At 54.2% G+C, this 26,151-nt stretch carries 24 protein-coding genes; 10 read left to right on the forward strand and 14 right to left on the reverse strand.

Going from position 1 to position 26,151, the window contains the following annotated elements:
- Window positions 1–59: 59 nt before the first annotated feature.
- The 7 genes from CHH28_RS16015 to CHH28_RS16045 all read right to left on the reverse strand — a co-directional run bounded on the left by CHH28_RS16015 (window position 60) and on the right by CHH28_RS16045 (window position 6,981).
- Entirely contained in the window at window positions 60–1,247 is a 1,188-nt protein-coding gene (locus CHH28_RS16015; protein ID WP_094061262.1) for a quaternary amine ABC transporter ATP-binding protein, read from the reverse strand.
- Entirely contained in the window at window positions 1,244–2,128 is an 885-nt protein-coding gene (locus tag CHH28_RS16020) for an ABC transporter permease (RefSeq protein WP_094061263.1), read from the reverse strand. Before CHH28_RS16020 ends, CHH28_RS16015 begins: the two co-directional genes overlap by 4 nt.
- A gap of 201 nt (window positions 2,129–2,329) precedes the next feature.
- Window positions 2,330–2,884 (reverse strand): methylated-DNA--[protein]-cysteine S-methyltransferase, encoded by a 555-nt coding sequence (locus CHH28_RS16025; RefSeq protein ID WP_094061264.1) that lies wholly within the window; start codon window positions 2,882–2,884, stop codon window positions 2,330–2,332.
- A gap of 200 nt (window positions 2,885–3,084) precedes the next feature.
- Window positions 3,085–4,095, reverse strand: a complete 1,011-nt coding sequence (gene cmoB / locus CHH28_RS16030) for a tRNA 5-methoxyuridine(34)/uridine 5-oxyacetic acid(34) synthase CmoB (RefSeq protein WP_233243636.1) — start codon at window positions 4,093–4,095, stop codon at window positions 3,085–3,087.
- Window positions 4,095–4,832 (reverse strand): carboxy-S-adenosyl-L-methionine synthase CmoA, encoded by a 738-nt coding sequence (cmoA, locus tag CHH28_RS16035; RefSeq protein ID WP_094061265.1) that lies wholly within the window; start codon window positions 4,830–4,832, stop codon window positions 4,095–4,097. The genes cmoB and cmoA overlap by 1 nt, the downstream gene beginning before the upstream one ends.
- Before the next feature lie 83 nt (window positions 4,833–4,915).
- A complete protein-coding gene (locus tag CHH28_RS16040) occupies window positions 4,916–6,412 on the reverse strand; it encodes a DNA recombination protein RmuC (protein ID WP_233243637.1) in 1,497 nt (498 codons plus the stop codon).
- 2 nt (window positions 6,413–6,414) lie between these two features.
- Window positions 6,415–6,981 carry an outer membrane beta-barrel protein gene (locus CHH28_RS16045; RefSeq protein WP_199243928.1) on the reverse strand — a complete coding sequence of 189 codons (567 nt, stop codon included), beginning with the start codon at window positions 6,979–6,981 and terminating at the stop codon, window positions 6,415–6,417.
- 160 nt (window positions 6,982–7,141) lie between these two features.
- Between CHH28_RS16045 and CHH28_RS16050 the strand changes: the two genes are divergently transcribed.
- Window positions 7,142–8,251: a hypothetical protein gene (locus tag CHH28_RS16050; protein ID WP_094061267.1), complete on the forward strand. Its 1,110-nt coding sequence runs from the start codon at window positions 7,142–7,144 to the stop codon at window positions 8,249–8,251.
- A 164-nt stretch (window positions 8,252–8,415) separates the two neighbouring features.
- On the forward strand, window positions 8,416–9,180 hold the full coding sequence (locus tag CHH28_RS16055; protein WP_157729954.1) for a hypothetical protein: 765 nt from the start codon (window positions 8,416–8,418) through the stop codon (window positions 9,178–9,180).
- 28 nt (window positions 9,181–9,208) lie between these two features.
- Here CHH28_RS16055 and CHH28_RS16060 read toward each other — a convergent pair whose 3' ends face one another.
- On the reverse strand, window positions 9,209–9,898 hold the full coding sequence (locus tag CHH28_RS16060; protein WP_094061269.1) for a phosphoglycolate phosphatase: 690 nt from the start codon (window positions 9,896–9,898) through the stop codon (window positions 9,209–9,211).
- Window positions 9,891–10,562: a ribulose-phosphate 3-epimerase gene (gene rpe / locus CHH28_RS16065; protein ID WP_094061270.1), complete on the reverse strand. Its 672-nt coding sequence runs from the start codon at window positions 10,560–10,562 to the stop codon at window positions 9,891–9,893. Before rpe ends, CHH28_RS16060 begins: the two co-directional genes overlap by 8 nt.
- A gap of 137 nt (window positions 10,563–10,699) precedes the next feature.
- On the opposite strand from rpe, the gene CHH28_RS16070 reads away from it, so the two are divergent.
- The 3 genes from CHH28_RS16070 to CHH28_RS16080 are packed head-to-tail and all read left to right on the forward strand — an operon-like array spanning window position 10,700 to window position 13,372.
- Window positions 10,700–11,998, forward strand: coding sequence for a DUF3530 family protein (locus CHH28_RS16070; RefSeq protein ID WP_157729955.1), 1,299 nt, complete (start codon window positions 10,700–10,702; stop codon window positions 11,996–11,998).
- A gap of 39 nt (window positions 11,999–12,037) precedes the next feature.
- Window positions 12,038–12,622 (forward strand): hypothetical protein, encoded by a 585-nt coding sequence (locus tag CHH28_RS16075; RefSeq protein ID WP_094061272.1) that lies wholly within the window; start codon window positions 12,038–12,040, stop codon window positions 12,620–12,622.
- Window positions 12,623–12,637: 15 nt separating this feature from the next.
- Window positions 12,638–13,372: an MBL fold metallo-hydrolase gene (locus tag CHH28_RS16080; RefSeq protein ID WP_094061273.1), complete on the forward strand. Its 735-nt coding sequence runs from the start codon at window positions 12,638–12,640 to the stop codon at window positions 13,370–13,372.
- A gap of 51 nt (window positions 13,373–13,423) precedes the next feature.
- On the opposite strand, the gene CHH28_RS16085 is transcribed toward CHH28_RS16080, so the two are convergent.
- From CHH28_RS16085 to fadB, 3 genes are all read right to left on the reverse strand, one after another.
- A complete protein-coding gene (locus tag CHH28_RS16085; protein WP_233243638.1) occupies window positions 13,424–14,797 on the reverse strand; it encodes a YjiH family protein in 1,374 nt (457 codons plus the stop codon).
- 318 nt (window positions 14,798–15,115) lie between these two features.
- Window positions 15,116–16,291, reverse strand: a complete 1,176-nt coding sequence (gene fadA / locus CHH28_RS16090) for an acetyl-CoA C-acyltransferase FadA (protein ID WP_094061274.1) — start codon at window positions 16,289–16,291, stop codon at window positions 15,116–15,118.
- Between the two features lie 24 nt (window positions 16,292–16,315).
- Window positions 16,316–18,463, reverse strand: coding sequence for a fatty acid oxidation complex subunit alpha FadB (gene fadB, locus CHH28_RS16095; RefSeq protein WP_094061275.1), 2,148 nt, complete (start codon window positions 18,461–18,463; stop codon window positions 16,316–16,318).
- Between the two features lie 389 nt (window positions 18,464–18,852).
- On the opposite strand from fadB, the gene CHH28_RS16100 reads away from it, so the two are divergent.
- Complete coding sequence (locus CHH28_RS16100) at window positions 18,853–19,647, forward strand: hypothetical protein (RefSeq protein ID WP_094061276.1); 795 nt, start codon at window positions 18,853–18,855, stop codon at window positions 19,645–19,647.
- 49 nt (window positions 19,648–19,696) lie between these two features.
- Here the strand turns inward: CHH28_RS16100 and CHH28_RS16105 are convergent, their stop codons facing one another.
- Entirely contained in the window at window positions 19,697–20,443 is a 747-nt protein-coding gene (locus CHH28_RS16105; RefSeq protein WP_094061277.1) for a sulfite exporter TauE/SafE family protein, read from the reverse strand.
- Window positions 20,444–20,760: 317 nt separating this feature from the next.
- Between CHH28_RS16105 and CHH28_RS16110 the strand changes: the two genes are divergently transcribed.
- Both CHH28_RS16110 and CHH28_RS16115 read left to right on the forward strand, forming a co-directional pair.
- Window positions 20,761–21,942, forward strand: a complete 1,182-nt coding sequence (locus CHH28_RS16110; protein WP_094061278.1) for an aromatic amino acid transport family protein — start codon at window positions 20,761–20,763, stop codon at window positions 21,940–21,942.
- Between the two features lie 80 nt (window positions 21,943–22,022).
- Window positions 22,023–22,778: a substrate-binding periplasmic protein gene (locus tag CHH28_RS16115; RefSeq protein WP_233243639.1), complete on the forward strand. Its 756-nt coding sequence runs from the start codon at window positions 22,023–22,025 to the stop codon at window positions 22,776–22,778.
- A 92-nt stretch (window positions 22,779–22,870) separates the two neighbouring features.
- On the opposite strand, the gene CHH28_RS16120 is transcribed toward CHH28_RS16115, so the two are convergent.
- Window positions 22,871–23,395 carry a peroxiredoxin family protein gene (locus CHH28_RS16120; RefSeq protein WP_199243929.1) on the reverse strand — a complete coding sequence of 175 codons (525 nt, stop codon included), beginning with the start codon at window positions 23,393–23,395 and terminating at the stop codon, window positions 22,871–22,873.
- Between the two features lie 202 nt (window positions 23,396–23,597).
- On the opposite strand from CHH28_RS16120, the gene CHH28_RS16125 reads away from it, so the two are divergent.
- Together CHH28_RS16125 and CHH28_RS16130 are read left to right on the forward strand one after the other, a co-directional pair.
- Entirely contained in the window at window positions 23,598–24,200 is a 603-nt protein-coding gene (locus tag CHH28_RS16125; protein WP_094061280.1) for an NAD(P)H-dependent oxidoreductase, read from the forward strand.
- Window positions 24,197–26,125, forward strand: coding sequence for a monovalent cation:proton antiporter-2 (CPA2) family protein (locus CHH28_RS16130; RefSeq protein ID WP_094061281.1), 1,929 nt, complete (start codon window positions 24,197–24,199; stop codon window positions 26,123–26,125). Before CHH28_RS16125 ends, CHH28_RS16130 begins: the two co-directional genes overlap by 4 nt.
- Window positions 26,126–26,151 lie beyond the last annotated feature (26 nt).

A 26,151-nucleotide genomic window follows, 5' to 3' on the forward strand; every position in this document is an offset into this window, starting at 1 on the left:
CATGCGCCATGTGCGCCCTCAGCGCCATGCCACCTTCGATGAATGGCAGCCATAAATGACTATTCCACTCGGGCCAGCACGCTCACCAAATCGTGGCGACTGAGCTGGCCGATCAGCTGACCGTCATTATCAACCACCGCCAGCGGGTATGTTTGCTGCAGTGTTTGCGGAATCACACTTTCGAGGATCGCGTCCGGTGGCACCGCCTCGACAGAATCACAGTGATCACGCGTGAGCTGTGACTGGCCTTGCGTATTCGCCAGCCCAGCTAAATGCGCACGAGAAACCACGCCCTGATAGCCCTGACCGTTAACATAAAAAGCGTAATCAGTGTCGTGCGTGCGCATGTGTGCCAACGCCTCGTCGATGGTCGCTGCACTGAGCGCATGTGTAGCGGGCTGCATCACCGCGCTCACGTTTAGGGCACGCGCACGATTAACGTCGCGCACAAATTTTTCAACGTAATCGTCCGCTGGCTGCAACAGTATCTGCGCCGGCGTGCCCACCTGCACCAGCTCGCCATCGCGCAAAATCGCTATTCGATCACCGATTCTCAGCGCTTCGTCCAAGTCGTGGGTGATAAACACGATGGTTTTGTGCAACTCTCGTTGCAGTTCGATCAGCTGTTCTTGCATTTCGCTGCGAATCAAAGGATCCAACGCCGAAAACGCCTCGTCCATTAATAAGATATCGGCGTCGGTCGCCAGCGCCCGAGCAAGCCCCACTCGCTGCTGCTGACCACCGGACAACTGCGCCGGATAGTGTTCTTGATATTCACTCAGCCCAACCCGCTCCAGCCACAGACGAGCACTGCTCTGGCGCTGCTGTTTGCTGATTTTTTGTACCTCAAGGCCCAAAGCAACATTATCGATAACACTGTAATGAGGCAGCAGCCCAAAGCGCTGAAACACCATCGACATTTTTCGCTGGCGAACATGTCGCAACTGCGCATCATCCAGCTGCATGATGTCTTCACCATCAATGCAAATACGCCCACACGTCGGCTCGATTAAGCGATTAAAGTGGCGAATCAGGGTGGATTTTCCAGAGCCTGACAGGCCCATCACGACAAACACCTCGCCGCGTTGCACGCTCAGGTTAATGTCGCGCAAGCCTAGCGTATGGCCAGTTTCAGACAGTAATGCCTGTTTGCTTTTCCCGGCCTTTACCAGCGGCATTTGCTGTTGGGGCTGTTCGCCAAAAATCTTGTACAACCCGCTAATTTCAATAAATGGTGTATCACTCATTGCTGCGCCTCTAAATAGCGCTGCGAGCGCTTGGCATACGCTTGTGATACACGATCAAATAAAATGGCCAGCACAACAATCGCGCCGCCATTTAGTAATCCCAAAGTAAAATACTGATTGGTAATAGACTTCAGCACCGGCTGTCCCAAGCCTGACACACCGATCATCGACGCAATCACCACCATGGCCAGCGCCATCATAATGGTCTGATTCACACCGGCCATAATATTCGGCATTGCCAGTGGCAACTGCACTTTGACTAGCCGTTGCCACGAATTGATGCCATACGCATCGGCGGCTTCTAGAACGTCTTTGTCCACCAAACGAATGCCCAAATTCGTTAGCCGAATCACTGGTGGAATGGCATAAATCACCACAGCAATTAAACCCGGAATTTTGCCGATGCCCAGCAACATCACCACTGGAATCAGGTAGACAAACGCCGGCATGGTTTGCATCACGTCCAATACCGGCGTCATTACGCTTTGCACCCGATTACTGCGTGACATCCATATGCCAATCGGCACACCCAGAATTATCGCCAACAGGGTGCAAACCGTGATGATGCTTAAAGTGCTCATGGTGTCTTGCCACATTCCCAAAAAGCCGACCAGGAAAAATGCAGCCCCCACACCCAGCGTCAGCTTCAGCGAACGCGCCGCGGCAAAGGTAATGGCCATTAATCCAGCAATCACCAGCCACCATGGGGCGGCCAACAATATCTTCTCGAACCACACCAAAAAGGCCAACAGCGGGTCAAAAAAGGCTTCAATGGAAGCGCCGTATTCGCGTGAAAATTCTCGATACCCTTCATCCAGGGTTTGACGCAGCGCCATTAATTGGGTGCGACTCAGTTGCGGAAACTCGCTCCACCAAGACATATTGATTTCCTGCTGATGATAACTGCGGCTGACATGTGGCCTGAGGCGCTCAGTGTAAAGCAAGGCCACAGGTCATGCGATGGTGAAGCATGACTAGCGTGAATGGAACTTGGGAGGGTGTGCGCGCCTTTGTGACAGCAAGCGTACTGAAAACTCACGGATCAGATCAGCAAGAAATGCCGAAGATTGGCTCAGCTGCAGTTAGGCGCGCACCTTGGCCTTTTCTGCCACTTCATGGTGACCCACCTGCATGCCTTCGATGGCCAATAGCGCAGCCTTCAAAGCGACCCCACCGGCGTAGCCCTTCAACTGATGGTCACTGCCAACCACCCGATGACACGGTACCAGCCACCACCAAGGGTTGCGACCAATGGCATTGGCCACCGCCCGCACCGCTTTCGGTTTGCCCACGGCGTCGGCTACTTGCTGATAAGTGCGCACCTCACCGCTGCCAATGGTCATCAAATGGGTCCATATCTGGCGCTGCAAGGGCGAACCTTGCTCTCTGAGTGGAAAACCTAACAGCCGTCCAGCTTGCCAACCGTGCTCCCAGTTGGCTACAAGCGCCAATAGCCAGGGGGGCCACTGACGATCCACCACATGGGCAGCAGGGTATGTGGTGTGATGGCATTGCCAGAGAGAGTGGTCGCAGGCTTGTACATGCCAATGCCCGACAGGACTATCCAGACATACCTGCCAGCGAGGGCGCAAACAGTGGCAAGATACAAATAGCGAGTCGTGCAATGATTCTGTCATGGCTCTGCTCTCTTGCTCGGTCTGGACTCTCAATGAAAGACCAGACGCCCAACCGATACAAGGTCCGCCTATGGCATGTTTGACATGGCACAACAGATTAGTCAGGCAACAATCGACCCAGGATTCAGCCTCAACAGCGATGGCGCATTTTCAGCAATACATGGGTACCAGAAAGGCCAACAGAGCCGTAACAGTTTCTATCAGGCGTTAGCCACGATCACCGCTCGCAATGGCGCGGGATAGCCCTCGGCCGTGATAGATCGGTCATCAGCGTCGAGAAAATCCGCCAGCGAATTGAATCGCATCCAGTCTGTTGAACGCTGTTCATCGAGCGATGTGCGATTCAAATCGCCTAAACGGGCGTTAGACAAACCGACGCGACGACACCACAGCAAGAGTGTCTCCACCGACGGAATAAACCACACATTGCGCATCATGGCGTAGCGATCTTCTGGCATCAGACACTCGCCCAAACCGCCATCGATCACCAGCGTTTCCAATACCAACTCACCGCCGGGCCGCAAGGCATCTTTCAACTCTTGCAAATGATCAATGGGTGACTTGCGGTGATACAGCACGCCCATCGAAAACACCGTATCGAAACCCTTCAAGCCAGCTGGTACATCTTCCATTTTTAGCGGCAGCAAATCGGCATTGACCCGACCGTTTGCCGCTTGCAGATAACGTTTGTACGCTTGAAATTGCATCATAAACAGGCGCGATGGATCGACACCAATTACCCGCTCAGCGCCCTCGCCCAACATGCGCCAGATGTGGTACCCCGAACCACAGCCAACGTCCAATACCAAGCGCCCGTTTAATGGCGCCAAGTGGGGCGCTACCCGCTGCCACTTCCAGTCCGAGCGCCATTCGGTATCAATGGCAGTATCAAAGAAACGAAAGGGGCCTTTGCGCCAGGGCATCAACCCGCGCAAACCTTGCTCTAACTGCTGCGCTTGCTCTTTAGAGACATGCGGGCTCGACAATACCAGTTCGGCATCCGTCAAATCCGCAGTGACCGCGTCGATCGTCGGCAGCGTCGCCAGCGCATCCAGCCAGCGCGGCACATCACCGTGCTGATGATCAACCAATAGCTGACGCAACTGCTGCGGTAACAGCTCTGACCAATCCGACAGCGCTGAGTTGGGCATCCAGGACAACAAATCATCAAACCAAGACAACATGTGCTCAGGAGAGGTAGAGACAGTCATTATTTAATCGCCAAAAATGATGCAAAGTTAAAACATTGGTACCAACGAATAACACGGCTAAATCCCGCCTGCTGCAAACGTTCAATGTGCGCCCCTTCAGACTCTGGAATCAGCACGTTTTCGATGGCGCTGCGCTTTTGCGCAATTTCTAAATCGGAATAGCCATTGGCGCGTTTAAAGTCGTGATGCAGATCGGTTTGAATCGCTTGCTCTTGCTCATCGAACTGCAACTTCTCTGACAGAATTAATACGCCGCCGGGCAAGGTCGCGGCGGCAATATTCTGCAGCAGCTGCAGGCGCTGCTGAGGGTCAATAAACTGCAACACAAAATTCAGCGCCGTGACCGAGGCATGCGTTAATGGTTCTTGCAAAATATCCGCACAGCGCAGGTCCACCGCCACACTGGCATCGTCCAACGCCACATAATGGCGAGCACGCTCAATCATCGACTCGGAGTTATCAATGCCAACGATGCGACAGTCCGCCGCCGTCACCGCATGGCGCATGGCCAAGGTCACTGCGCCCAACGAGCACCCTAAGTCATACAGGTTTGAACCAGGCTGAGCATAGCGCCCGGCAATAACGCCCGACATGGCGACGGTTTCGGCATAACCAGGCACCGAGCGCTTAATCATATCCGGGAAAACTCGTGCCACCGCAGCATCAAAAGTAAAGTCAGCTACGTTATCCTGCGGCGTTTGGTAGATGCGGTCGGGCTGGTCGTCTATATCGCTCATGTGTATCTTGGCCACACAAAAAGCGCGCATTATACCCGAGGCCGACAGCGCAACCCATAGCAGAGCCGCGCTGTGGTTACTGACTATTGCTGCTCGCTGTCCAGAATCGATAATTGCTCGTGCAGCTCGGCTTCGGCTTTGGCTTCATCCACCAGTTGTCGAGACAACTCCTTTTTCACCCGAATACCGAGTTTCTGAAACGCATCGGCGCGGCTTAACAGATTGCCGCGCCCTTCACGCAACGAACGCCAGACATCGTCGTAGGTACCTTGTGCGGTGTTCAACTGCTTGCCAAGCTTTTCCATGTGCTCCACTAAGGTGACGACTTTTTCGTACACCAAGCGTGCTTGATCGGCGATTTTTTCCGTATTGCGGTTACGTCGCTCGATCGCCCACAAGCTGGCGACGGTACGCAGGGTGGCCAACAACGTGGTCGGTGTCACCACTACGATGCGCTGTTCAAAGGCGTCGTTAAACAGTTTTTCGTCGTGCTGAAAAGCGAGCATAAAAGCCGGCTCAACCGGCATAAACAAAAACACAAAATCGGGTGAGTTAATGCCTTCCAGTTGCTGATAGGCTTTGTCACTCAAGCCTTTAATGTGCTGTCGCACAGAATCGATATGGCGCTTTAATGCAGCGTCGCGGTCGGCGTCGGTATCGGCATTAACGGCATCCACATAGGCCGTCAGTGACACCTTGGCATCCACCACAATGTGTTTGCCCTCGGGCAAGTTGATAATAACATCCGGGCGGAAGCGCTGACCTTGCTCATCGTGCAAGCTTTGCTCGCGCTGGTACTCAATGCCGGCGCGCAAACCAGAGCGCTCCAACACCGTTTCCAACACCATTTCGCCCCAATTGCCCTGCACTTTTTGCTTGCCACGCAATGCTTCGGTCAGCGCCTGTGCTTCGCTGCTCATCAGCTGGTTGAGTTTTTGCAGCTCACCAATTTGACTGCGCAATGACGCCCGGTCTTTGGCATCGTGCAAATGCACGTCTTCGACCTTGCGGCGCAGCCCCTCTAGCTGCTCACGAAACGGCGTTAACAACGCAGTCATGCCCTGCTGGCTTTGCTCGCTCAGTTGTTTTTGCTGCTCGCTGAACTGTTTACTTTTTTGTTCCAGCACCTGCTGCGACAGACGTTCAAATTCGCGCAGCAACTCTTCTTTATTGCTCTGCAATAATGCCAGCTTGTCTTCCATCGCCCGCTGCTGCTGTTGCCGCGCTTCTTGCTCGGTGGCCAACTCGGTTTGGCTGGTTTGCCAACGCTGTTGCAGCTCATCCAGTTGTTGTTGTCGCTGTTGGGCGCTGTGCTGCATGCTCTCCAACTGTTGCTGCAGCTGTTCGCTGCGCTCCTGCGCGCGGGCTAAATCCAGTTCGGACTGATGCAGCGCTTGCTGGGCGTCGAGCTGCTGCTGTTGAGCAGCCATTTGTGCTTGCTGGCACTGCTGCAGTAGCGATTGCTGTTGCTGCTCGGCAAACCGGCGCTGGCGCCACAACAACGCCGATAACACCAAAATAGCGGCCACCAATACCGCCACCGCCGCGCCGACTTGCGGCAAGAGAAAAACGTCCAGCACGATTAAAACCTTGTTTTCAGACCGGCGACGATGCTGCCGGAGGTAATTTCATCAAATTCAGTACGAGAATATTCGGCGTAGAGCGACGCCCGGCGCTGCGCTTTAAAGCTAAACCCAGCCGCCACCAACGGTGAGCAACCGTCGTCGTCCCAGGGGCGAGTGATGCCGACCACAGTGGCGGCCCAGCAATGATGGGCGTAACGCACGTACGGGCCAACCACAGGGCCTTCCGCGCTACCAAACAGATAGTTTAATGGCAAATAGGCCGTGGCTTCGACACCGGCACTGACGCCATCGAACTGGGCGACATCGTCATCACCAGAAGCGCCTTGGCCGTACATCCACAACGCAGCCCCTACAGAAAAAAACGACGTCAATTGCACACCGCCACCGGCTTTTAATACGTCCGTTAATGCGGCTCGATCTTCGTCCTCTCCGCCGGTATCGCTGTCGATGGTTTGCACCCCCAAGCCAATGGCCAGATCGGCGTAAAACGCAGGCTCGGCCCGCAACGGCATGGCCGCCAACAACAGCCCTGCCCACCACATCATTCTGCCCCGCACTGTCATGCCACTGTCATCCTTTGTTGTCAGGTTAGCGCTCACAAGAAAGCGCACAGACTAACACTAATCAGGCCAATGCGTCGCCGTGATCCGGATTGGCTCGCTGTGCAGCACAATCGTTATGGAACCATCGTGCAAGATTGACCAATAACAACAGGAGCTCACCATGAATCATGTCATAACCCTTTTCAGCGCCATCGGGCTGATCATCGCTCAACAAGCCATGGCAGGCTCGCAAACGCCAGCGATGGACGACTACTACGCCAGCCATCCGATTGCTTGGTACAACCAAGTGTCCGAACTGGAATATTTCGACACCCAGCTCACCACGCCCTGGGTCACCAACCCCAGCTGTCAGAGCCCGGCGGATTTCACCAGCGCTACCTACAACATTTTTCATAACGTCGGCTTTGTGTACGATTTTGGCGATGAAATGGAGCAGTCTTTGGGCAAAGTCACCGCCTGCGCCGATGTGATTTTGATTCAGGAAGCCTGGGACTACGACGACATGTACGAAGACGGCCCAGTCGATGATTTTGCCGCGCGCGGTTTTAGCGTCAGTTATGGCGGCGGCGACAATTACTGCAACGGCAGCGACATCGAAGGGGATTGCTCCGGCCTGATGATCTTTTCTCAGCACGGTTTTATTAAAGAGTTGGGCTATCACAAATACCAAGCCAGCAGCGGCATCGACAGCGTCAAAGGCAAAGGGGTGATTGGCGCCATCGTCGAAAAAGACGGCCGTTATGTGTACGTATTTAATACCCACCTGGTGTATGGCAGCGCTCAGCACTTGGGCGGCAACAGCAGCAATGACAATGCCCGTCGCGGTCAGATGAACGAGGCCATCAGCTGGATAGCAGCGCGCCTAGAGCAGCATCAGCAGCAATACCCAGCGGCGGCCATTGTATTTGGTGGCGACTTTAATACCGACCTGCAAAACACCGGTGCCATCGCCGACGTGACCCAAAATCCACTGTGGAACAGCCTCGGTCTTATTCGCCAGCAAGCCACTGAAGTACGCGATGGCTTGCGTTACACCTATTGGCCAAAAGACGACTGCTGTGAAGACACAGGGCCCAATGGTCTGGCGGAAAAAGACTATGCTTGGTTTGATTACAGTCTGATATTGAATGGCCCTGCTGGCTGTGCAGAGCAAGTTATCACCAGTGCTTGGGCGCCGCAGTGGTTAGCAAACGATGGTCAGCGTTACTTGGCTTACTACACTCACAGTGACCATTACGGCAGCCTCACGGAGATGCAGTGGTGCCAATAACCCGCGTTTGGCCGTTGCTAGGATTGACTGTCGTCGGCCTGGTCTGGTGGCAGGCACCAGCGGTCGTGTTTGCGCCGCTGGCATCGTCGACACCGCCCGAGTCATCGCAGTCGCAATCATCGCCATCTGAGTCATATCCAGCTGGGTCATCGCCGCACAGCGATATGCCTCAACGCAGTAAAAACGACAGCGTGCAAGACCTGCTGCACAACGCTGCCCAGCACGCCGCTGAGCAGCGGCTAACGCAACAATTAGAGCATTTGCTGTGGCAAGAATCACAATGGCTGGTCAAACCAGCAGCGAGTTTGCAGCGGCTGTTGGCCGACTGTCAGATGCGCCGCCAGTACAACGACATCAGCAATCATCACGACACTGCCCAGAATGATGTGTGCCTCGCGCTGTTGCAAAAACGCCTGCAGCATGACTGGGCCATCAGCGATGATCACATCACCGCCTTGCTGCAATACCACGAGCCAGCAGATTTCGAGTTGTTCAGTCAGCAACACTCGGTGGCAGACTTCGACTCGCCACTGGCGTTTTTTGAGGCCTTCTGGCAACAACAGGACGATGTTTATGGCGCCACGGTCAGCCAAGCCTTGTTTACGCCGCAGCGTGAGCGCTTACGTTTGCAACACAGAATCGAGGAGTACATCGAGACCAGCCAAGCCCCCAGCGAGCAGCGCCTGAACTGGTATCAGCAGCAAATCGACGCCTACCAGCAACGTTTTGGCAAACCGCCCTATCAAGAAACGCGCGACCATGTGCATCGTTTGATTGCCTTGCAACAAGACCCACAGCGCTCAGACGCCGACGAGTTGGCGCTGCGCTTTCAGCTGCGCCAGCAGTGGTTGGGAGCAGACAGAGCCGAGCAATGGCAGCAACGCGAGCAACAGTTTCTCGCCCGCAATGGCCAGTTACCGCCGTTGTGAAGCTTAACAATGAGCCGACGCTCCTTGCCTAGAGCGCCAGCAACTGTCGAATGTCGTCCAGCAGCCAATCCGGCTGGCTGTCGGCTATTGGCTCGCCGTGGTTGTAGCCGTAGCTGACCGCCGCACAGGCGATGGACGCGGCCTTGGCAGCTTCGACATCGTTGCGTGAGTCTCCCACCATCAATGCCTGTTGCGGCGCCACACCCAGCTGCTCACAGGCATGCAGCAAAGGCGCGGGATGCGGCTTTTTCTGCGCCAGATCGTCCCCGCACAACAGCAACTGAAAGTACGGCTGCCAGCCGAGGGATTGCAACAAGGGTTCGGTAAAGACACGCGGCTTATTGGTGACCAGCACCATCGGCGCAGGTGAGCTGCGCAAGAACTCTTCCACCCCGTCGTACGCTCCCGTCGCGTGATGCAACGCCTGCATATAGGCCTGATCAAACGCCTGCCGCGCCGGCGCCACTTGTTCAGAGGTCAGCAGCCATGCCGCAGTCTCATCGCCTGCGGTCAGCGCGCGACGCACCAAGGCATCGGCACCGTTACCAACCCAATGGCTGACTTGCTCGCGGCCCGCCGGCGCACGGCCCAGCTGCTGCAACATAGCATCGATGGCGGTGGTCAGGTCCGGCACACTGTCGATCAAGGTGCCATCCAGATCGAACAGCACCAGCTCGGGGGTAAAGCGCGCCAACACCCTTGCATGCCATTCAGCCATGGGCGGCAATTTCCTGGCGCATCTGCTCGATCACTTGAGCGTAATCCGGCGCGTTGAAAATCGCTGATCCGGCCACGAACATATCCGCCCCAGCGGCAGCAATTTCGCCGATATTATCGACCTTTACCCCGCCATCGATTTCCAGGCGAATGTCACGACCGCTGGCATCGATGCGCTGGCGCGCCTGGCGCAGTTTATCCAACGTTGCCGGAATAAACGATTGACCGCCAAAGCCAGGGTTCACCGACATCAGCAGCACCACATCAACTTTATCCATCACATAATCGAGGTGATGCAAAGGCGTCGCTGGGTTAAATACCAGCCCGGCTTTGCAGCCAGCATCGCGAATCAGCTGCAGACTGCGATCGACGTGATCCGAGGCTTCTGGGTGAAAGGTGATGTAACTGGCACCGGCTTCGGCAAAATCACCGATCAGACGATCCACTGGACTCACCATCAAGTGCACATCAATCGGTGCGGTGATGCCATAGTTGCGCAGAGCCTTGCATACCATGGGCCCCACCGTGAGGTTCGGCACGTAGTGATTGTCCATCACATCGAAGTGCACAACATCGGCACCGGCAGCAAGTACGTTGTCGACCTCTTCACCCAGACGAGCGAAGTCAGCGGATAAAATGGATGGAGCAATCAAAGGAGGCGTCATTGACCAAGTCCGAATCGTGAAAACAAGGCGGCATTGTACTCAGCCGCCGCGCGCTTTTCACCCGGCGCGAAGCTTGCTTAATGACTTATCTCAGATACAACCGGTTGTTTTACCCAACTGACGCTATGAGCCATTTTATGCCCAGCTACCGCTCACAATTTAACCTCCTACTGGCAAGCTTGCTTCTGCCGCTATCGATTACCGTGCTGACACCAACGGTGCACGCCGAAGAAGACACGGCCACCGCTGCAGAAAACAGCGCAGACACAGAGTCCGGCGACGCTGCTGAAGACACCTCTGGCAACTCTGCGGAGGAGACCGCCGACGACAGTAATGCCGCTAGCAATGCCGAGCCGCCGCCACGCGCCTTGCCAGATACTCATTTGAAGCGTCATCAGGATATTCTCGAGCATATGGTACGCCTGGGCCGGGAACATGAGGTGGTAACACTGGTAGCCAATTCTCAGCCGTTCAGCGGCTTGTATTTGCCGGAAAGCAGTGGCCGCCCGCAAGGCGGCATTTTGCTATTGCATGATCGCGGCCAGCATGGCCATTGGCCGGCGCTGATTGCCCCCTTACGCGAGTATCTGCCCGCATACGGCTGGGCTACGTTGGCAATTGAGCTGCCGCTTCCGCCGGCCACACCACCACCACCGCGCTCTGACAGCATGCAAGCCGTCACAGACGAAACGCCCGAGGAGGCAAACGCGGACAACACTGCCGCTGACAGCGTGCCCGACAATGCTGCCGCCGATGCCGATAATGATACCCAACGCGAGCCCGTCGACAGCAATGGCATCAGCCTGCAGGGTGACGTCGACAGCAGCGACCTGTCCGACAATGAGCCAGGCTTGCCACCACTGGAGCGTCTTCCTGAGCTGGCGCCCGCCGCTGAGCCAGCACCGCTGGCCGACACCGCTGCCGTTGACGCTGCGGATGAATATCGCCAGCGTGTGCGCGAGCGCATCGAAGCCGCCGTGACCTACTTAAAACAGCGTGGCCAATACAATCTGGTCATTCTCACCAATGGCATCAGTGCCAGCTGGGCAGCCGATTACATGTTGGCCAGCCCCATCGACAGCGAGGCCGGGGACACTGCGGCGGAATCGTCCCGGGCGCGCGAGCCTGGCCATACGCTGGTACTGATCGACCCACTCGACGACCCCTACAGCCAAGTCCCTCTAATCGACCAAGTCAGCCAACTGGAAATCCGCGTATTAGACCTGCTAACCGACTTACGCCCGCGCCTCGACTACCAGGATGCTCGCCGCGCCGGTGCGATGCGCAGACGCCAGCGCGATCTGTACCAGCAAATTGAATTGCCCGCACGAGCCAGTGTGGAGCCGGGCAACAGTTTGATTCTGCGCCGTGTTCGCGGTTGGTTGCGAACCCATGCGGCCGGCATGGAAGTAGGTCAGAGTGCCAGCCAATCCTGACGCAGCTCCTATACTGAGCGCATAGGCTAAGGAGTTGTCATGACCATACCCATTTTTGTGACCGCAGCCAGCATTGCCGCCGAACTGCATCAGGCCCAACATCACGCCCGTGGTTTGGCATTAACAGCCAAGAACGCACGCGCTCTGGCCGTTCGTGCAGGCTCAAAAACCGTTGGTTTTCGCGCCATCACTCAGTTTATCGATGAACTCGCCAGCGACATCATTCGACAGTCGCAATACATCAACCAGCTGTCTGAGCAAGTCTCGCAGCACGCCGTCGCCCTGTGGCGAGCAACCATGGCGGACAACAAGGTCAACTGGGTGATGCAACAGCAAAGCGAGTTCTGCCAATCGTTGCTCTCTGGTCAACGCGATTGCCGCCAACGCAGCGAGCAACTGTCGGAAAAGCTTCGCCGCGGCCTGCGGTTGTTAGAACAAGAGCTGGATGAAAGCGACAAACACATTCGCACCGCCAATTTGATCGCCACGTCCAGTAAAGTCGAAGCGGCATCGGCGGAAGAGTTTCGCTACCAGTTGGAAGTCATTGCCGAAAGCATCAGCGCCACCGCTGATCGCATTCGCCAGCACCTGAGCCAAGCCCGCTTGCTGTTGAGTCTGCGCTAAATACAAGGAACGCTTATGTTAGCCACCACCATTTACGAACACGGTGACCATCGCTGGATTATGTTCGGTCGCGACCCAGACAAAACCGAAGGCATTATTGATACTAACCAGTATTTAATCATCAGCGGTGAAGAAGCGATTATCCTAGACCCAGGCGGCATTGAATTATTCGCCCCCATGTTGTCCGCCGTATTGAAGTTTGTTCCTGCCGAAAACATTCGCTATTTATTTGCTTCGCATCAAGACCCAGACATCATCTCCTCTTTGGGCCTTTGGGATCAGGCGCTGCCGAATGCCAGCTTATACGCACCTTGGCTGTGGGAAGGATTTATCCGCCACTTTGGCATGGAGCGCATTCAGTTCTGCGCCATCGCCGATGAAGGCTTAAACCTCACCGTAGGCCGCATTCAACTGCAATTTGTACCCGCTCATTACCTGCATTCGTCGGGTAACTTTCACGTCTATGACCCGAAGGCAAAAATATTAATGAGCGGCGATGTTGGCGCTGCGCTGGAGCCAGGCGAACCGCCCTTGTGGGTTGAGGATATGACGCAACATAGTGGCTTTATGAAAGGTTTTCATCAACGCTGGATGCCATCCAACGACGCCAAGGATCACTGGCTGCGACGGGTGCGGCAATTGGATATCGATATTATGGCGCCGCAACATGGCCGCCTATTTCGCAAACAGCACGCCAAAGAATTTTTCGACTGGTTTGAACAACTCAACGTCGGTGTTGCCATCCGCTGAACACACATCCAGCGCAATAAAAAAGCCCCGCCGTCGCGGGGCTTTTTTAGCTTAGAGCAACCAGTGCGCCATCAGCGCAATTACTGGCAAGGTAATCAGGGTACGCAAGATAAAGATAATCACCATGTCGAAGAAGTTCACCGGAATACGACTGCCCAGCAATAGCGCTCCAACTTCCGACATATAGATCAACTGCGTCACCGACAAGGCTGCAATAATAAAACGCGTTTTATCACTGCTGATATCAGCCGCCAGAATAGCGGGCAAAAACATATCGGCAAAACCGACCAAGATGGTACGCGATGCTTCAACCGCCTCTGGGATATTCAACAGCTGCAACAACGGAATAAAAGGTTTACCCAACCAGTCAAACAACGGCGTATACTCGGCGACAATCAACGCGGCCGTACCCAGCGCCATCACCACTGGCAGCAAACCCAGCACCATTTCCAGCGCATTGTGCAAGCCTTGTTTGATTTGCTGGGTTGGACTGTCCATGGTGGACACCTTCACCAACGCTTGGGCAAAACCATAGCTCAACGGCGTATCACCTTCGGGTACGTGATCACGGTCTGCTCTTGGCTCAGTGCCATCCACCAAGCTGTCGGACTTACGCGATAATGGTGGGATGCGGGCCATCACAATGGCGGCAATAATGCCGGCAACGCTGATGGTGGCATAAAATGGGAAAATTAAATGTTCCAGTTTTACTTGCGCTAAGACCACCAAGGTAAAAGAAATCGACACCAGCGAAAACGAGGTACCAATGATCGCCGCTTCACGCTGGGTATAAAACCCTTGGTCGTATTGGCGGCTGGTCATCAAGATACCAACACTGCCGTCGCCCAACCAAGACGCACCACAATCAATGGCGCTGCGACCAGGCAAACGGAACACCGGACGCATAATGGGGGTCAGCAAGGTACTCATCAGCTCCAGCAAGCCAAAGTTCAACAACAGTGGCAAAAATAATCCGGCAAAAACAAATACCGCCAGCAAGGATGGCATTAAATCGCCAAACAGCAGTCCTCCGGTATTGGATGAATAAATGGCTTCGCTGCCTAATTGGAAATACACCATTAACACCAAAGCCGCACCAACCACTCGTACCGCACTCCAGAAATGCGTTGGGCGTAATAAATCATTCCAGAATGACGGCAGCTCGACATTTGGAATCAGCCAACGAAATACCGCCGTCGCCAGCGCCGACGCCACCACCAGAGATAACAATAACTCCGCCATTACCGGCGCTAATACACTTTTAAAATGAGACGCCAATATCGCCACCGGGATAGTAAAACCACCCTCAGTAGGATACGGCATCATAAATAGAAATATCCCGCACAATGATGGCAGTAAAAACCACAACTTATTTCGCGTAGAACCCAAAGATGGCTGCTCACGCAGCATTTTACCGTTTATCATACTATTGCTCTTATCATTGATATGACTGCCTTAGACTAAACCAGCAATTATTTAGCAGGTCCAGCCAGCGCCAAAAACAGCGCCGTATATTGTTCGGCACATTCCTAGACACAGCCCATCAGTTACGCGCAAAACGACTCCAGCACGGGCCGATTCGCCATTACAACAATGCCAATATCCGAATGAAGCACGGAAATCAGTATAGGATTAAAAATAAAGAGGTCGACACCCAAGACATATTTTGCTTAGCCAAGCAGCTCTTAGGCGCATAAAAAAAGCCCGGCTAAGCCGGGCTTTTGGTGTCACTGGTGGAGCAGATTACATGCGTTCCCACACGGTCGCGATGCCCTGACCCAGACCAATGCACATGGTCGATACGCCGTATTTCGCGTCCTGTTGCTCCAGAACGTTGATCAGCGTGGTCGAGATACGTGCACCAGAGCAACCCAGAGGGTGACCCAGCGCAATCGCACCACCATGAATGTTAACGCGATCTTCAGCAATGTCTTTCAGCTTCAGATCTTTAACACATGGCAGAGACTGAGCAGCAAAGGCTTCGTTCAGTTCCCAGTAATCGATGTCGGTGGTTTCCAAGCCAGCACGCTGCAGTGCTTTTTTGGTCGCCGGCACAGGACCGTAGCCCATGATAGCGGCATCAACACCAGCAACAGCCATGCCCAGGATGCGAGCGCGCGGCTTCAGACCCAGTTCTTGAGCTTTCTCGTAGCTCATCAGCAGCATGGCAGAACCACCGTCGGTGATCTGAGAAGAGGTACCTGCAGTTACGGTACCGTTCTTTGGATCGAACGCAGGGCGCAGATTGCTCAAGCTTTCAGCTGTGGTTTCTGGACGAATGGTTTCGTCTTCCGTCACCAGAATCTCTTTACCATCGGCATCGTGGCCATACATAGGCACGATTTCGTTCTTGAACTTGCCATCCAGAGTCGCCTGGTGGGCACGACGGTGTGAACGCGCAGCAAACTGATCCATTTGCTCACGAGTGATACCGTGCATCTTGCCCAGCATTTCTGCCGTCAGGCCCATCATGTTGGACGCTTTGGCAGAATACTTAGAGGCTTCTGGGTTGTGGTCAAAGCCATGTTGCATGTTGACGTGGCCCATGTGTTCAACACCACCGACCACAAACACATCACCGTTACCGGTTTGAATGGCTTGCGCTGCGGTGTGAATCGCAGACATAGCAGAACCACACAGACGGTTAACCGTCAAAGCGCCCGCTTCTTTAGGCACTACGGTCATCAGACCGATTTGACGCGCGACGTTAAAGCCTTGCTCTAAGGTCTGGTTAACACAGCCCCAGATGATGTCTTCGACCAGAGCCGGGTTAACGTCTGGGTTGCGCTCAAACAGCGCGTTGATCAGGTTGGCAGAAATGGTTTCTGCACGAACATTGCGGAATACGCCACCTTTGGAACGACCCATTGGTGAGCGCACTGCATCCACAACAACAACGTCTTTTGGATTGTAAGACATAGTGAAATTCTCCTAGTGCGCCTATTAACCGAAGTAGCTTTCGCCGTTCGCTGCCATTTCACGCATGCGATCGGTAGGTTTGTACAGGTTGCCCAGCTCAGCGTACTTGTCGCAAATCTCAACAAACTTCGCCATGCCAACGGAATCCATGTAACGGCACGCACCGCCACGGAATGGAGGGAAACCTATACCAAAGATCAAGCCCATGTCGGCTTCGTTTGGTGTATCAACAATGCCTTCTTCGATACAGCGCGCCACTTCGATGCACATTGGGATCATCATGCGCTCGATGATTTCTTCATCAGTGAACTCGCGGGTTTCTGCCACGATTGGCTTCAGCAGGTCGTAAACCGCCTCATCGACGACTTTCTTCGGCTTGCCTTTCTTATCGGTTTCATACACGTAGAAACCTTTGCTGTTCTTCTGACCGTAACGCTCTAATTCGTACATCACGTCCATGGCGGTCTTGAAGTCAGCTTTCATACGGTCTGGGAAACCTTCCGCCATCACTTCGTTGGCGTGGTGACCAGTATCGATACCCACAACGTCCAGCAGGTAAGCAGGACCCATTGGGAAGCCAAACTTCTCCATCACTTTGTCGACTTTCTGGAAGTCAGCACCGTGATTAACCAGACCAGCAAAGCCTGCAAAGTATGGGAACAACACGCGGTTCACCAAGAAGCCTGGGCAGTCGTTAACGACGATTGGCGTTTTGCCCATTTTCTTGGCGTAAGACACCACAGTAGCGACCGCTTCTTCAGAGGTCTTCTTACCACGGATCACTTCCACCAGCGGCATCATGTGCACTGGGTTGAAGAAGTGCATACCCAAGAAGTTTTCTGGGCGCTTCAGGTCTTCAGCCAGCAGGTCGATGGAGATGGTCGAGGTGTTCGAGGTGATGATGGTGTCTTCGCTCACCTGGTCTTCCAGCTCAGCCAACACCATTTTCTTGACTTTCGGGTTTTCAACCACGGCTTCTACTACGGTATCGACATCACCGAAGTCACCGTAGCTCAGCGTTGGGCGGATGCGGTTCAGTGCTTCACCCATTTTCGCTGCTTTCATTTTCTTCTTCTCAACGCGCTTGGCCAGCAGCTTGTTGGCCTCATCCAGACCCAGCTGGATGCCTGCTTCGTTGATGTCTTTCATCAGGATCGGCGTGCCTTTCAGCGCCGACTGATAAGCAATACCGCCACCCATGATACCAGCGCCCAATACTGCCGCTTTGTTGGTGTCTTTGGCTTGCTTGTCGTAATCCTTGGCTTTTTTCTTCAGCAACTGATCGTTGATAAACAGACCGATTAAGGCGTTGCTTTCAGAGGTTTTAGCCAGCTTGGCGAAGCCTTTGGCTTCCACGTCCAGCGCTTTATCACGATCGAAGTTAGCTGCTTTTTGCATGCTCTTGATCGCTTGAATCGGCGCAGGGTAGTGACCTTTGGTCTGACCGGCAACGAAACCTTTCGCGGTTTCAAACACCATCATCTGCTCCATCGCGTTCAGCTTGAGCTTGCTTTTCTTCTCTTCGCGACGCGCTTGCCAGTTAATCTCACCGTTGATGGCAGATTGCAGCATGGCAATGGACTGCTCGCGCAGCTTGTCTGCAGCAATCACTGCATCCACCGCACCGTCTTTCAGGGCTTTTTCTGGCTTGTTTTCGCCGCCCATGCAGATCCACTCAATGGCGTTGTCCGCACCGATTACGCGAGGCAGACGCACGGTACCGCCGAAGCCAGGCATCAAGCCCAGTTTCACTTCTGGCAGACCGACTTTGGCCGCTTCCGACATGACACGCAGGTCGGTAGACAGACACATTTCGAAACCACCACCCAGAGCGATGCCCTTGATCGCAGTCAGAGTCGGCACTGGCAGGTCTTCGATGGCGTTGAAGACGACGTTGGCTTCCGCCACCCAAGCAGCGATTTCTTCTTCGCTGTTTTTGAATGCTTCGCCAAATTCAGTGATGTCTGCACCGACGATGAACACGTCTTTGCCGGAAGTAACCAGTACACCTTTAACGTCAGCGTTGCCTTGCACAGCAGCAACAGCGGCTTGCAGGTCTTCTAAAGTAACGCGGTTAAATTTGTTGACTGAATCGTCTTGCAGATCGAATTTCAGTTCGGCTATGCCGCCTTCGATCAGATTTACCGTGATGGCTTTACCTTCGTAAATCATCAACTGTTCTCCACATGGTGGTTAGCTTTTGACTGATGCTTTATAAGACACAACATCAGCATTCTGCCTCGGGCGCTGCAAAGTACGACAGCACCATCCTAACAACACTCTTGCTCACGAAACGAACAATTCATACGAGCGTTTGAAACTGAGTGAGACACAATCGTGGAAACAGCGGGGAAAGTCAATAGATGACCACTACGAGTTTTTACCTGCCCTGCTCCCGTCTTCTACGGTCCTCGACATCGCCATCCATTCATTAAAAAAGACGACACAAGCTGACATTGGATAACCCGCTTTTTTGTTACCGTTTGTAAACAGGCATAGGGCAAACCGCGTCGTTGCCATACACTCGTCAGGACATAACAAAAACAACAAGAAGAATTGCCATGAAGTCACTAACGCACTTTCTGTTCGCATTGCTTCTGTCCGCTATCAGCAGTTCGGCTTTCGCAACGCCCCAACAACTGATGCTCGACCTGCAACACATGCGCCTGGCATCCACCAATGCCGTCACCAACTTTTATATGTTCTCGGGCCTGGATGCCGACGGCAAATACGATCGCCGCATCACCCGCAGCATGCAACGCTTCAACGATGCCCTGACCAGCGCCGAGCAACTGTCGCCTGCCAATGGCATTCGCCAGGAAGTGGAAGCCATTGACGCCAAGTGGCAAGAGTTCAGCCAACTGATGGAAGAAAACCGCTCCGACATGCGCAACCGCGGCTACCCCAATGTGCGCTTGGTGGACGAGATGGGCAAACTCAACGTCGCCTTAGTTGAGCTGGCGTCCAAAGCCTACGTCGCCCTGCGCCAGCGTAGCAACATTGAGCCCAGCCAGCTGGTGCAAAAAAGCCGCGATCTGGCGCTGTTGATGGAAGAAATCACCTCCCAGTACTCGGCTCGCGGCACCAGCAATTTGGGCCAAGTGTTTATGGGCTATCAGGGGCGCAGCCTAGAAAACATGGCCGAGCAGTTTCAAACCGAGTTAGAAGAGCTGGATGCCATGATCAACACCGACAAAGCGCGGCAGATTATGGCGGACATCGCCGCCAAATGGCAGTTTATGGAGCGCTCGGTGCGCAACTACAACGAAAACACCGTGCCGTTCTTGGTGGTGAGCTACAACGACCGCATCGTTGAGCATTTCGAAGAGCTAGAGTCTCTGATCGCGGCCAACTGACTAAGGCCGCCAGTTACACGGCTTTATCGGTCAGAAAAAGCGCCAGGGGTTAGCTCGTTAACCCCTGCCACACCAGCCAGCTGGAATTTAGCGCCAGCAGCACCATCATAACCCTAAAGAATGCATTGCCATCGATACGCTCAGCCAGCCAGCGGCCACTCACCACGCCAAACCAAGCGACTGGCAACAGCAGCAATAACAGCCAGCTGGCACTGATGTGCAACAACCCCAAGGCGCCGTATGGGATAAGTTTGAGTGCATTCATCAACGCCACCGTCGCCGCGACTTGCGCCAAAAAACTCAAACGATCTTGCTGCTGCAATAAAAAGTGCGCCTGCAACGGCGCCGCACCGGCGTGTGCCAGAGTACTGCCCAGGCCGGCTAACACTCCGTAAACCGGCGTCTGTGCGTCATCACCGGCAAGACGCGCGATATTGGCTTGCAACGCCGGAATAAAACGCTGTGCCAACACCCAAAAGCCCATCAAGCCGATCAGCAGCTGAATGCTGGCCTCGTCGGTACGGCCCAGCAACAGAGTGCCGAGTAAAATGCCGCACACAATGCCCGGTACCAAAGGCTTCACTAACGCCCAGCGCAGCTGCCGGCGATACCCCCACACCGTTTGCCCGTCCATCCACAGCAATATCGGCAACAGCAACCCAATGGCCGCTTCACCACCAATAAAGGGCGCCATCATTGGCACGGCTACCACGCCGATACCGCCTGCGAAGCCGGATTTGGCCACACCTGTCAGCCACACACCGGCCACGGCCACCAGCACCAACTGCCATTCCATAAAAACCTCTTTCAGACGCAAAGATGACGGACACTGTCGTAGGCGTAAAAACGCCACCCATTCGATAGCAGTTTACTTCGCCTGAAGCGATTAAAAACCGAATTTTTTGCCATAGAACGTTCTATTAATCAGATAACCAGACGCACTGTATTTGCAGTACCGATACACAGCCTCAAGTGCGCTGTGTCGGCCTTCGCGATCACTGTCAACGGCGCTTGTCACAAAGCCAACGACGAAAGCTGACTGACCCGACAAGCGGTAATGACAAGCAATGACAAAATCATTAATATCGCGCGCTTTTGTTTAAGGTCCGCTCTATGACAGCCCCCGCTAACCGTAGCCGAGTCATCGGCAGCGCACTGATCATCGCTGGCACCACCATTGGCGCCGGCATGTTGGCGTTGCCATTGGCCTCCGCCGGGTTGGGCATTATCAGTGCCAGTGTATTGTTAGTGGTGATGTGGGCCTTAATGACGTACACCGCACTATTAATGCTGGAACTGCACCAGCACGCCAGTGCCGATGCCACCATGAACCGCCTGGCTCATCAGTTTCTGGGTAAAAAAGGCCAATGGCTGGCGTCAGCGTCGGTGCTGTTTTTGCTCTACAGCTTGTGCGCGGCCTACATCGCAGGCGGCGGCAGTCAGATGCAATACAGCCTACAGCAATGGCTGCCCAATACGCCCGAGTTCAGTGGTACTCTGACCTTTACGGTGCTGGTGGCAACGGTGGTGGTTCTTGGCACACGCCAGGTGGACATCATCAACCGCGGACTATTTGCGCTGAAAATCGCCGCCCTGTTGGTGTCGCTGGTTTTGATCACCCCTCATATTCGCGCTGCTAACTTGATTGATCAGCCGCTGCAGCAAGGCTTATTGCTGGCGGCTATTCCCGTCGTATTTACCTCATTCGGCTTTCACAGCAGCATTCCTTCGGTGGTGCGCTATCTGGATCTGGACGTTGCTAAGGTGCGCATCGCCCTGTTGTTTGGCTCCAGTTTGCCACTGCTGGTGTACTTGTTGTGGCAACTGGCCAGCTTCGGCACATTGGGCGCCGATGAACTGCAGCGCAGCGAATCACTGCCGGCATTTATGCAGGCCATCCGCAACGTCATTGCACAGCCAAGCGTTGCCAGCGGCATCTCTTGGTTCGCTGACCTGGCCCTAGCGACCTCATTTCTGGGCGTTAGCCTGGGGCTGTTTGACTTCCTGGCCGACACATTCAAATCACACAATAAACGCTTTGGTCGGGTACAAGTCGGCCTGATAACTTTTATTCCACCACTGTTATTTGCTCTTTATTACCCGGAGGGCTTTATCGCTGCTCTGGGGTACGCTGCCATCGCCCTTGCGGTGCTGGCATTGCTCCTGCCCGCCATCATGGTTTATCTGAGTCGGCAGCGTCACCCAGACGCCAGCTATCAGGTAAAAGGCGGTAACCTCGGGTTGCTGCTGGTGGGTTCATCGGGTGTCGGCATTATCGCCGCCCAACTACTGTAATCGCTTACCGATGATGCAGATCAGCGCAAAATCCTGTGTCTTTTCTACACTGTCGGTAACCTAACCAAGAGAGATCTGCTATGACCCTCACTTGCCGCATTCTCGCCAGCCTGGCGCTGGTGCTGACCATGCAACCGATCTGGGCGGCTGAAATGCCCAAGGTACGTCTGTATACAGAGCAGTTTCCGCCGTACAACATGACCTCAAACTCAGAACCATTCGCGCACAGTGCCGACGACATCATGGGCCTGTGTACCGATCTGGTGGAAGCGATCATGAATCGCGCCGAGGTGAAGTTCGAAATGCGTTTACGCAACTGGTCTGCCGGCCTCAGCCGCGCTAGCCAAAAACCGAACCACGGTTTGTTTTGCATGGCGCGCAATGAAGAGCGCGACAAGCAATTTGAAATGGTTGGCCCACTGACCTCATTGCGCTGGACCTTGTTTGCTGCACCTGGCTCCGACATCAAAGTCAAAAGTCTGGAAGAGGCGAAAAAGTACACCATCGGTGGCTACGACGGTGATGCAATGACAGAAAAGCTGCAAAAAATGGGGCTCAATATTTCGTCGATCAGTAATGATCGCTTTAACCCACGCCGTTTGGAGCTGGGGCAAATTGACCTGTGGATCTCCGACCGCCTGTCTGGCCCATACGTGGCAGCCGATGCATTCGACATTGTCGACATGGTGCCGGTGCTCGAGTTTGAGCGCATGGATCTGTACCTCGGCATGAACCCAGAGACCGACCCACGCGTTCTGGATCGCATTAAAGAGGCGTTCCGCACGCTGAAGTCCAACGGTACCATCAGTGATATGGTGCAAGGCTACGGTCTGTAAGCGCCTGCAAAAGCTTTCGGCCAGCGTCGACCCATGGTCGGCGCTGGCTTTTTTATGCGCGAGACTTTTGTCAGATCGAAGTCTCTGCCAGCTTATTGATACGTGCCGCGAATCGGATAATCGTTACTGCGTATCCACTCCAACCCTGATACCAAACTTTCCAGATTGGGTCGCACAAACGGGTTGTTGGACAAGTCCACCACCTGCAAATTACCTTGCTGATTGATAATAAACAGCCCCGGTTCGGCAAAAGGATGGTCGGTTTCCTGTTCTGAGCGCGGGTGAGAAATGAATAATCCCAAACGTTGCATCTGAGCGACCGTCAGGCCGTACAGCAGCGGGAAATTCACTTGCAAACGCTCCATATGATCACGCAGCTGTGCGTCGCTATCGCCGGAAACGGCCAGCAAATCAATGCCGATGGCCTGCAAGCGCGAGCGATATTCGCTCAACTCATTTAAAAAGCGTGTGCACAACGGGCAGTGGCGGCCGCGATAAACCACCAACATCTGCCAATCGCACTCCCCTAGTGGCTGGTGCAATGAACGCTGCGTGCCTTGCAGATCGGCGAGAGTCATCTCTGGAAACGCCTCTCCTGGGTGAAGTGTTATGGTCATACTCGACATCCTGATCAGATTGGGTGCCATCCAGTCTAGAAGATGACCGATGAAACGGTTATCGCCCGAAAAACACAGGCTCCCCCAATAATCCCTGCAGACGCCACTGGCACTTGTTTGCATTAGGCAGTACCGTTTGACGCTGCAGCGCAGAATAGAAAACCCTTCTATTCTGCTGATATTCAGTTAACGATGGCTTTGCATGCGACGCGTTTTAATTTTATTTGCCCACCCCGCTCAACATCGCTCGGAGATTAATACGCCGCTGTTTAAGGCGTCACTCAATCGCCCGGGGGTCACTGCCGTCGATCTCTACGCTCGTTACCCGACGTTCAACATCGACATCAGTGCAGAGCAGCAACAGCTGCTGGATCATGATGTGATTGTGTTTATGTTCCCACTGTATTGGTATTCAACCCCAGCGCTGCTCAAGGAGTGGCAAGATCTGGTGTTGGAACATAACTTCGCTTACGGTTCACAAGGGTTGGCATTAAAAGACAAACACTTTTTTTGTGCCCTATCCGCTGGTGGCAGTGAAAAAGGCTACCAGCATGAAGGCTACAATCATTTCACCATTCGCGAGCTATTGCAGCCGTTGGAGCAAACCGCCAATTTGACGCACATGCGCTATCTGCCGCCGTTTGCCTTGTTCAGTTCGCGCACCGCCGCCGACGATGGCCGCGCCCAGCAACACCAACAAACCTGGACGCAGATACTGGACGACATCGTAGCGGGCCAAATCGACCTCGACGCAGCCGCGCCCTACGCCACGTTTAATCAGTTTTGGCAGGAGCGCAGCGCATGACCGAATATTTTATTCAGGCGTTTATTTATTTAATTGCCGCCGTGATTGCAGTGCCGCTGGCCAAACGCTTGGGGCTAGGGTCGGTACTTGGCTATTTGGTCGCCGGGGTCGTGATTGGCCCAATTACTGGTTTGGTCGGACAAGAGACCGTCACCATTCAGCACTTCGCCGAGTTTGGTGTGGTTATGATGCTGTTTTTAGTGGGCATGGAGTTGGAGCCACACAGCTTGTGGCAAATGCGCAGCAAGCTGTTCGGCCTTGGCGGCCTGCAAGTCGGTTTGACCACACTGGTGGTGATGGGCATCGCCAGCGTCGCCGGACAAAGCTGGAGCGTGGCACTTGCCATCGGCTTAATTTTTGCGCTGTCGTCCACCGCCATCGTGCTGCAAACCCTGCAAGAAAAAGGGCTCAGCAAAACAGAGGGCGGGCGCAGTGCATTTTCAGTGCTGCTGTTTCAAGACATTGCCGTCATTCCAATACTGGCATTGATTCCGCTGCTGGCACTGCCCGAGTTAGTGGCACAAAACACCAGCAGTGACGATCACCACCATACCTTGTCTTTGGTCGCAGATTTACCCGCCTGGGCGCACACGTTAGTAGTGATGGGAGCCATCGCCTTTGTTGTGGTGGGCGGTCATTTTCTCAGCCGCCCACTGTTTAAATACGTGGTGAACTCCGGGCTACGAGAGGTCTTCACCGCCACCGCATTAATGCTGGTCATTGGCATTGCCGCATTGATGAGCGTGGTGGGTTTGTCTCCGGCACTGGGGGCATTCTTGGCCGGCGTGGTGCTGGCCAACTCCGAATTCCGCCACGAGCTGGAAAGCAATATTGAGCCATTTAAAGGCCTATTACTGGGGCTGTTTTTTATTACTGTCGGCGCTGGTATCAGCTTCGAATTACTGCAACAACACGCCAGCACTCTTGTCATCATGACCATCGCGGTGATGGCCGGCAAGGCGGCCATTTTGCTGGCATTGGCAAAGATGTTTCACATTAAGGACAGCAACGGCTGGTTGTTTACATTGAGCTTGGCGCAAGCTGGAGAGTTCGGTTTTGTGCTGCTGTCTTACAGCGTGCAAAGCCATGTTTTGCCGCCTGAGTTGGCGCAATTACTGTCGATGGTGGTGGCGCTGTCGATGTTTTTAACGCCAGCACTGTTTATCGCATTTGATAAATTGATTTTGCCGCTGTACCGGCGCGCCTCCAATCAGCGTGACGCCGATGTGATTGACGAGCAAGGCAAGGTCATCATTGCCGGCATCGGTCGCTTTGGCCAAATCGTCAGCCGCTTATTGCGCGCCAACGGGTTTTCGACGGTGGTGCTCGATCATGAATTAACCCAGGTAGAAAACGTTCGCCGAGTCAAAATAAAAAGCTACTTTGGCGACGCCAGCCGCCCCGACTTGCTGCACACCGCGGGCATCGAAGACGCCAGCATATTCGTGATTGCCATCGATCAGCGCGATGTTGCGGTCGAACTGACTCACTATGTCAAACACACCTACCCTAATGTTCGCGTTCTGGTGCGCGCGTTTGATCGTCCGCATTTCTTTGCACTCAAAGATGCCGGTGCAGACTGGGTGGTCAGTGAAACCTACCACTCGGCACTGCACTTGGGCGGCGAAGCCCTGACATCGCTGGGCATTCATCCGTTTCGCGCCGAGCAACTGAAACGCGCCTTTGTTAATCGCGAGCAACAGCACTCGCAACAATTATTTGATGCTTGGAAAGCGCAGACCGAAGAAAAGAAACTCAGCAAAGAATACACCGAACTATTTTTACAGATGGAAGCCAGTATTTCGCAGGCCATGCAAGATGATCCGCATGATCGCCATAGCCGCTCAGAGCGTGGTTGGACACCACCTCCTAAAGGCTACACCGACGACTTAGAACACGAGTATCAGCGCGAACAAGGCGAATAAACGAGCGCCACGGTGACCGTGGCGCT

This window comes from Bacterioplanes sanyensis (genome assembly GCF_002237535.1).
Taxonomy (GTDB): Bacteria; Pseudomonadota; Gammaproteobacteria; order Pseudomonadales; family Oceanobacteraceae; genus Bacterioplanes; species Bacterioplanes sanyensis_A.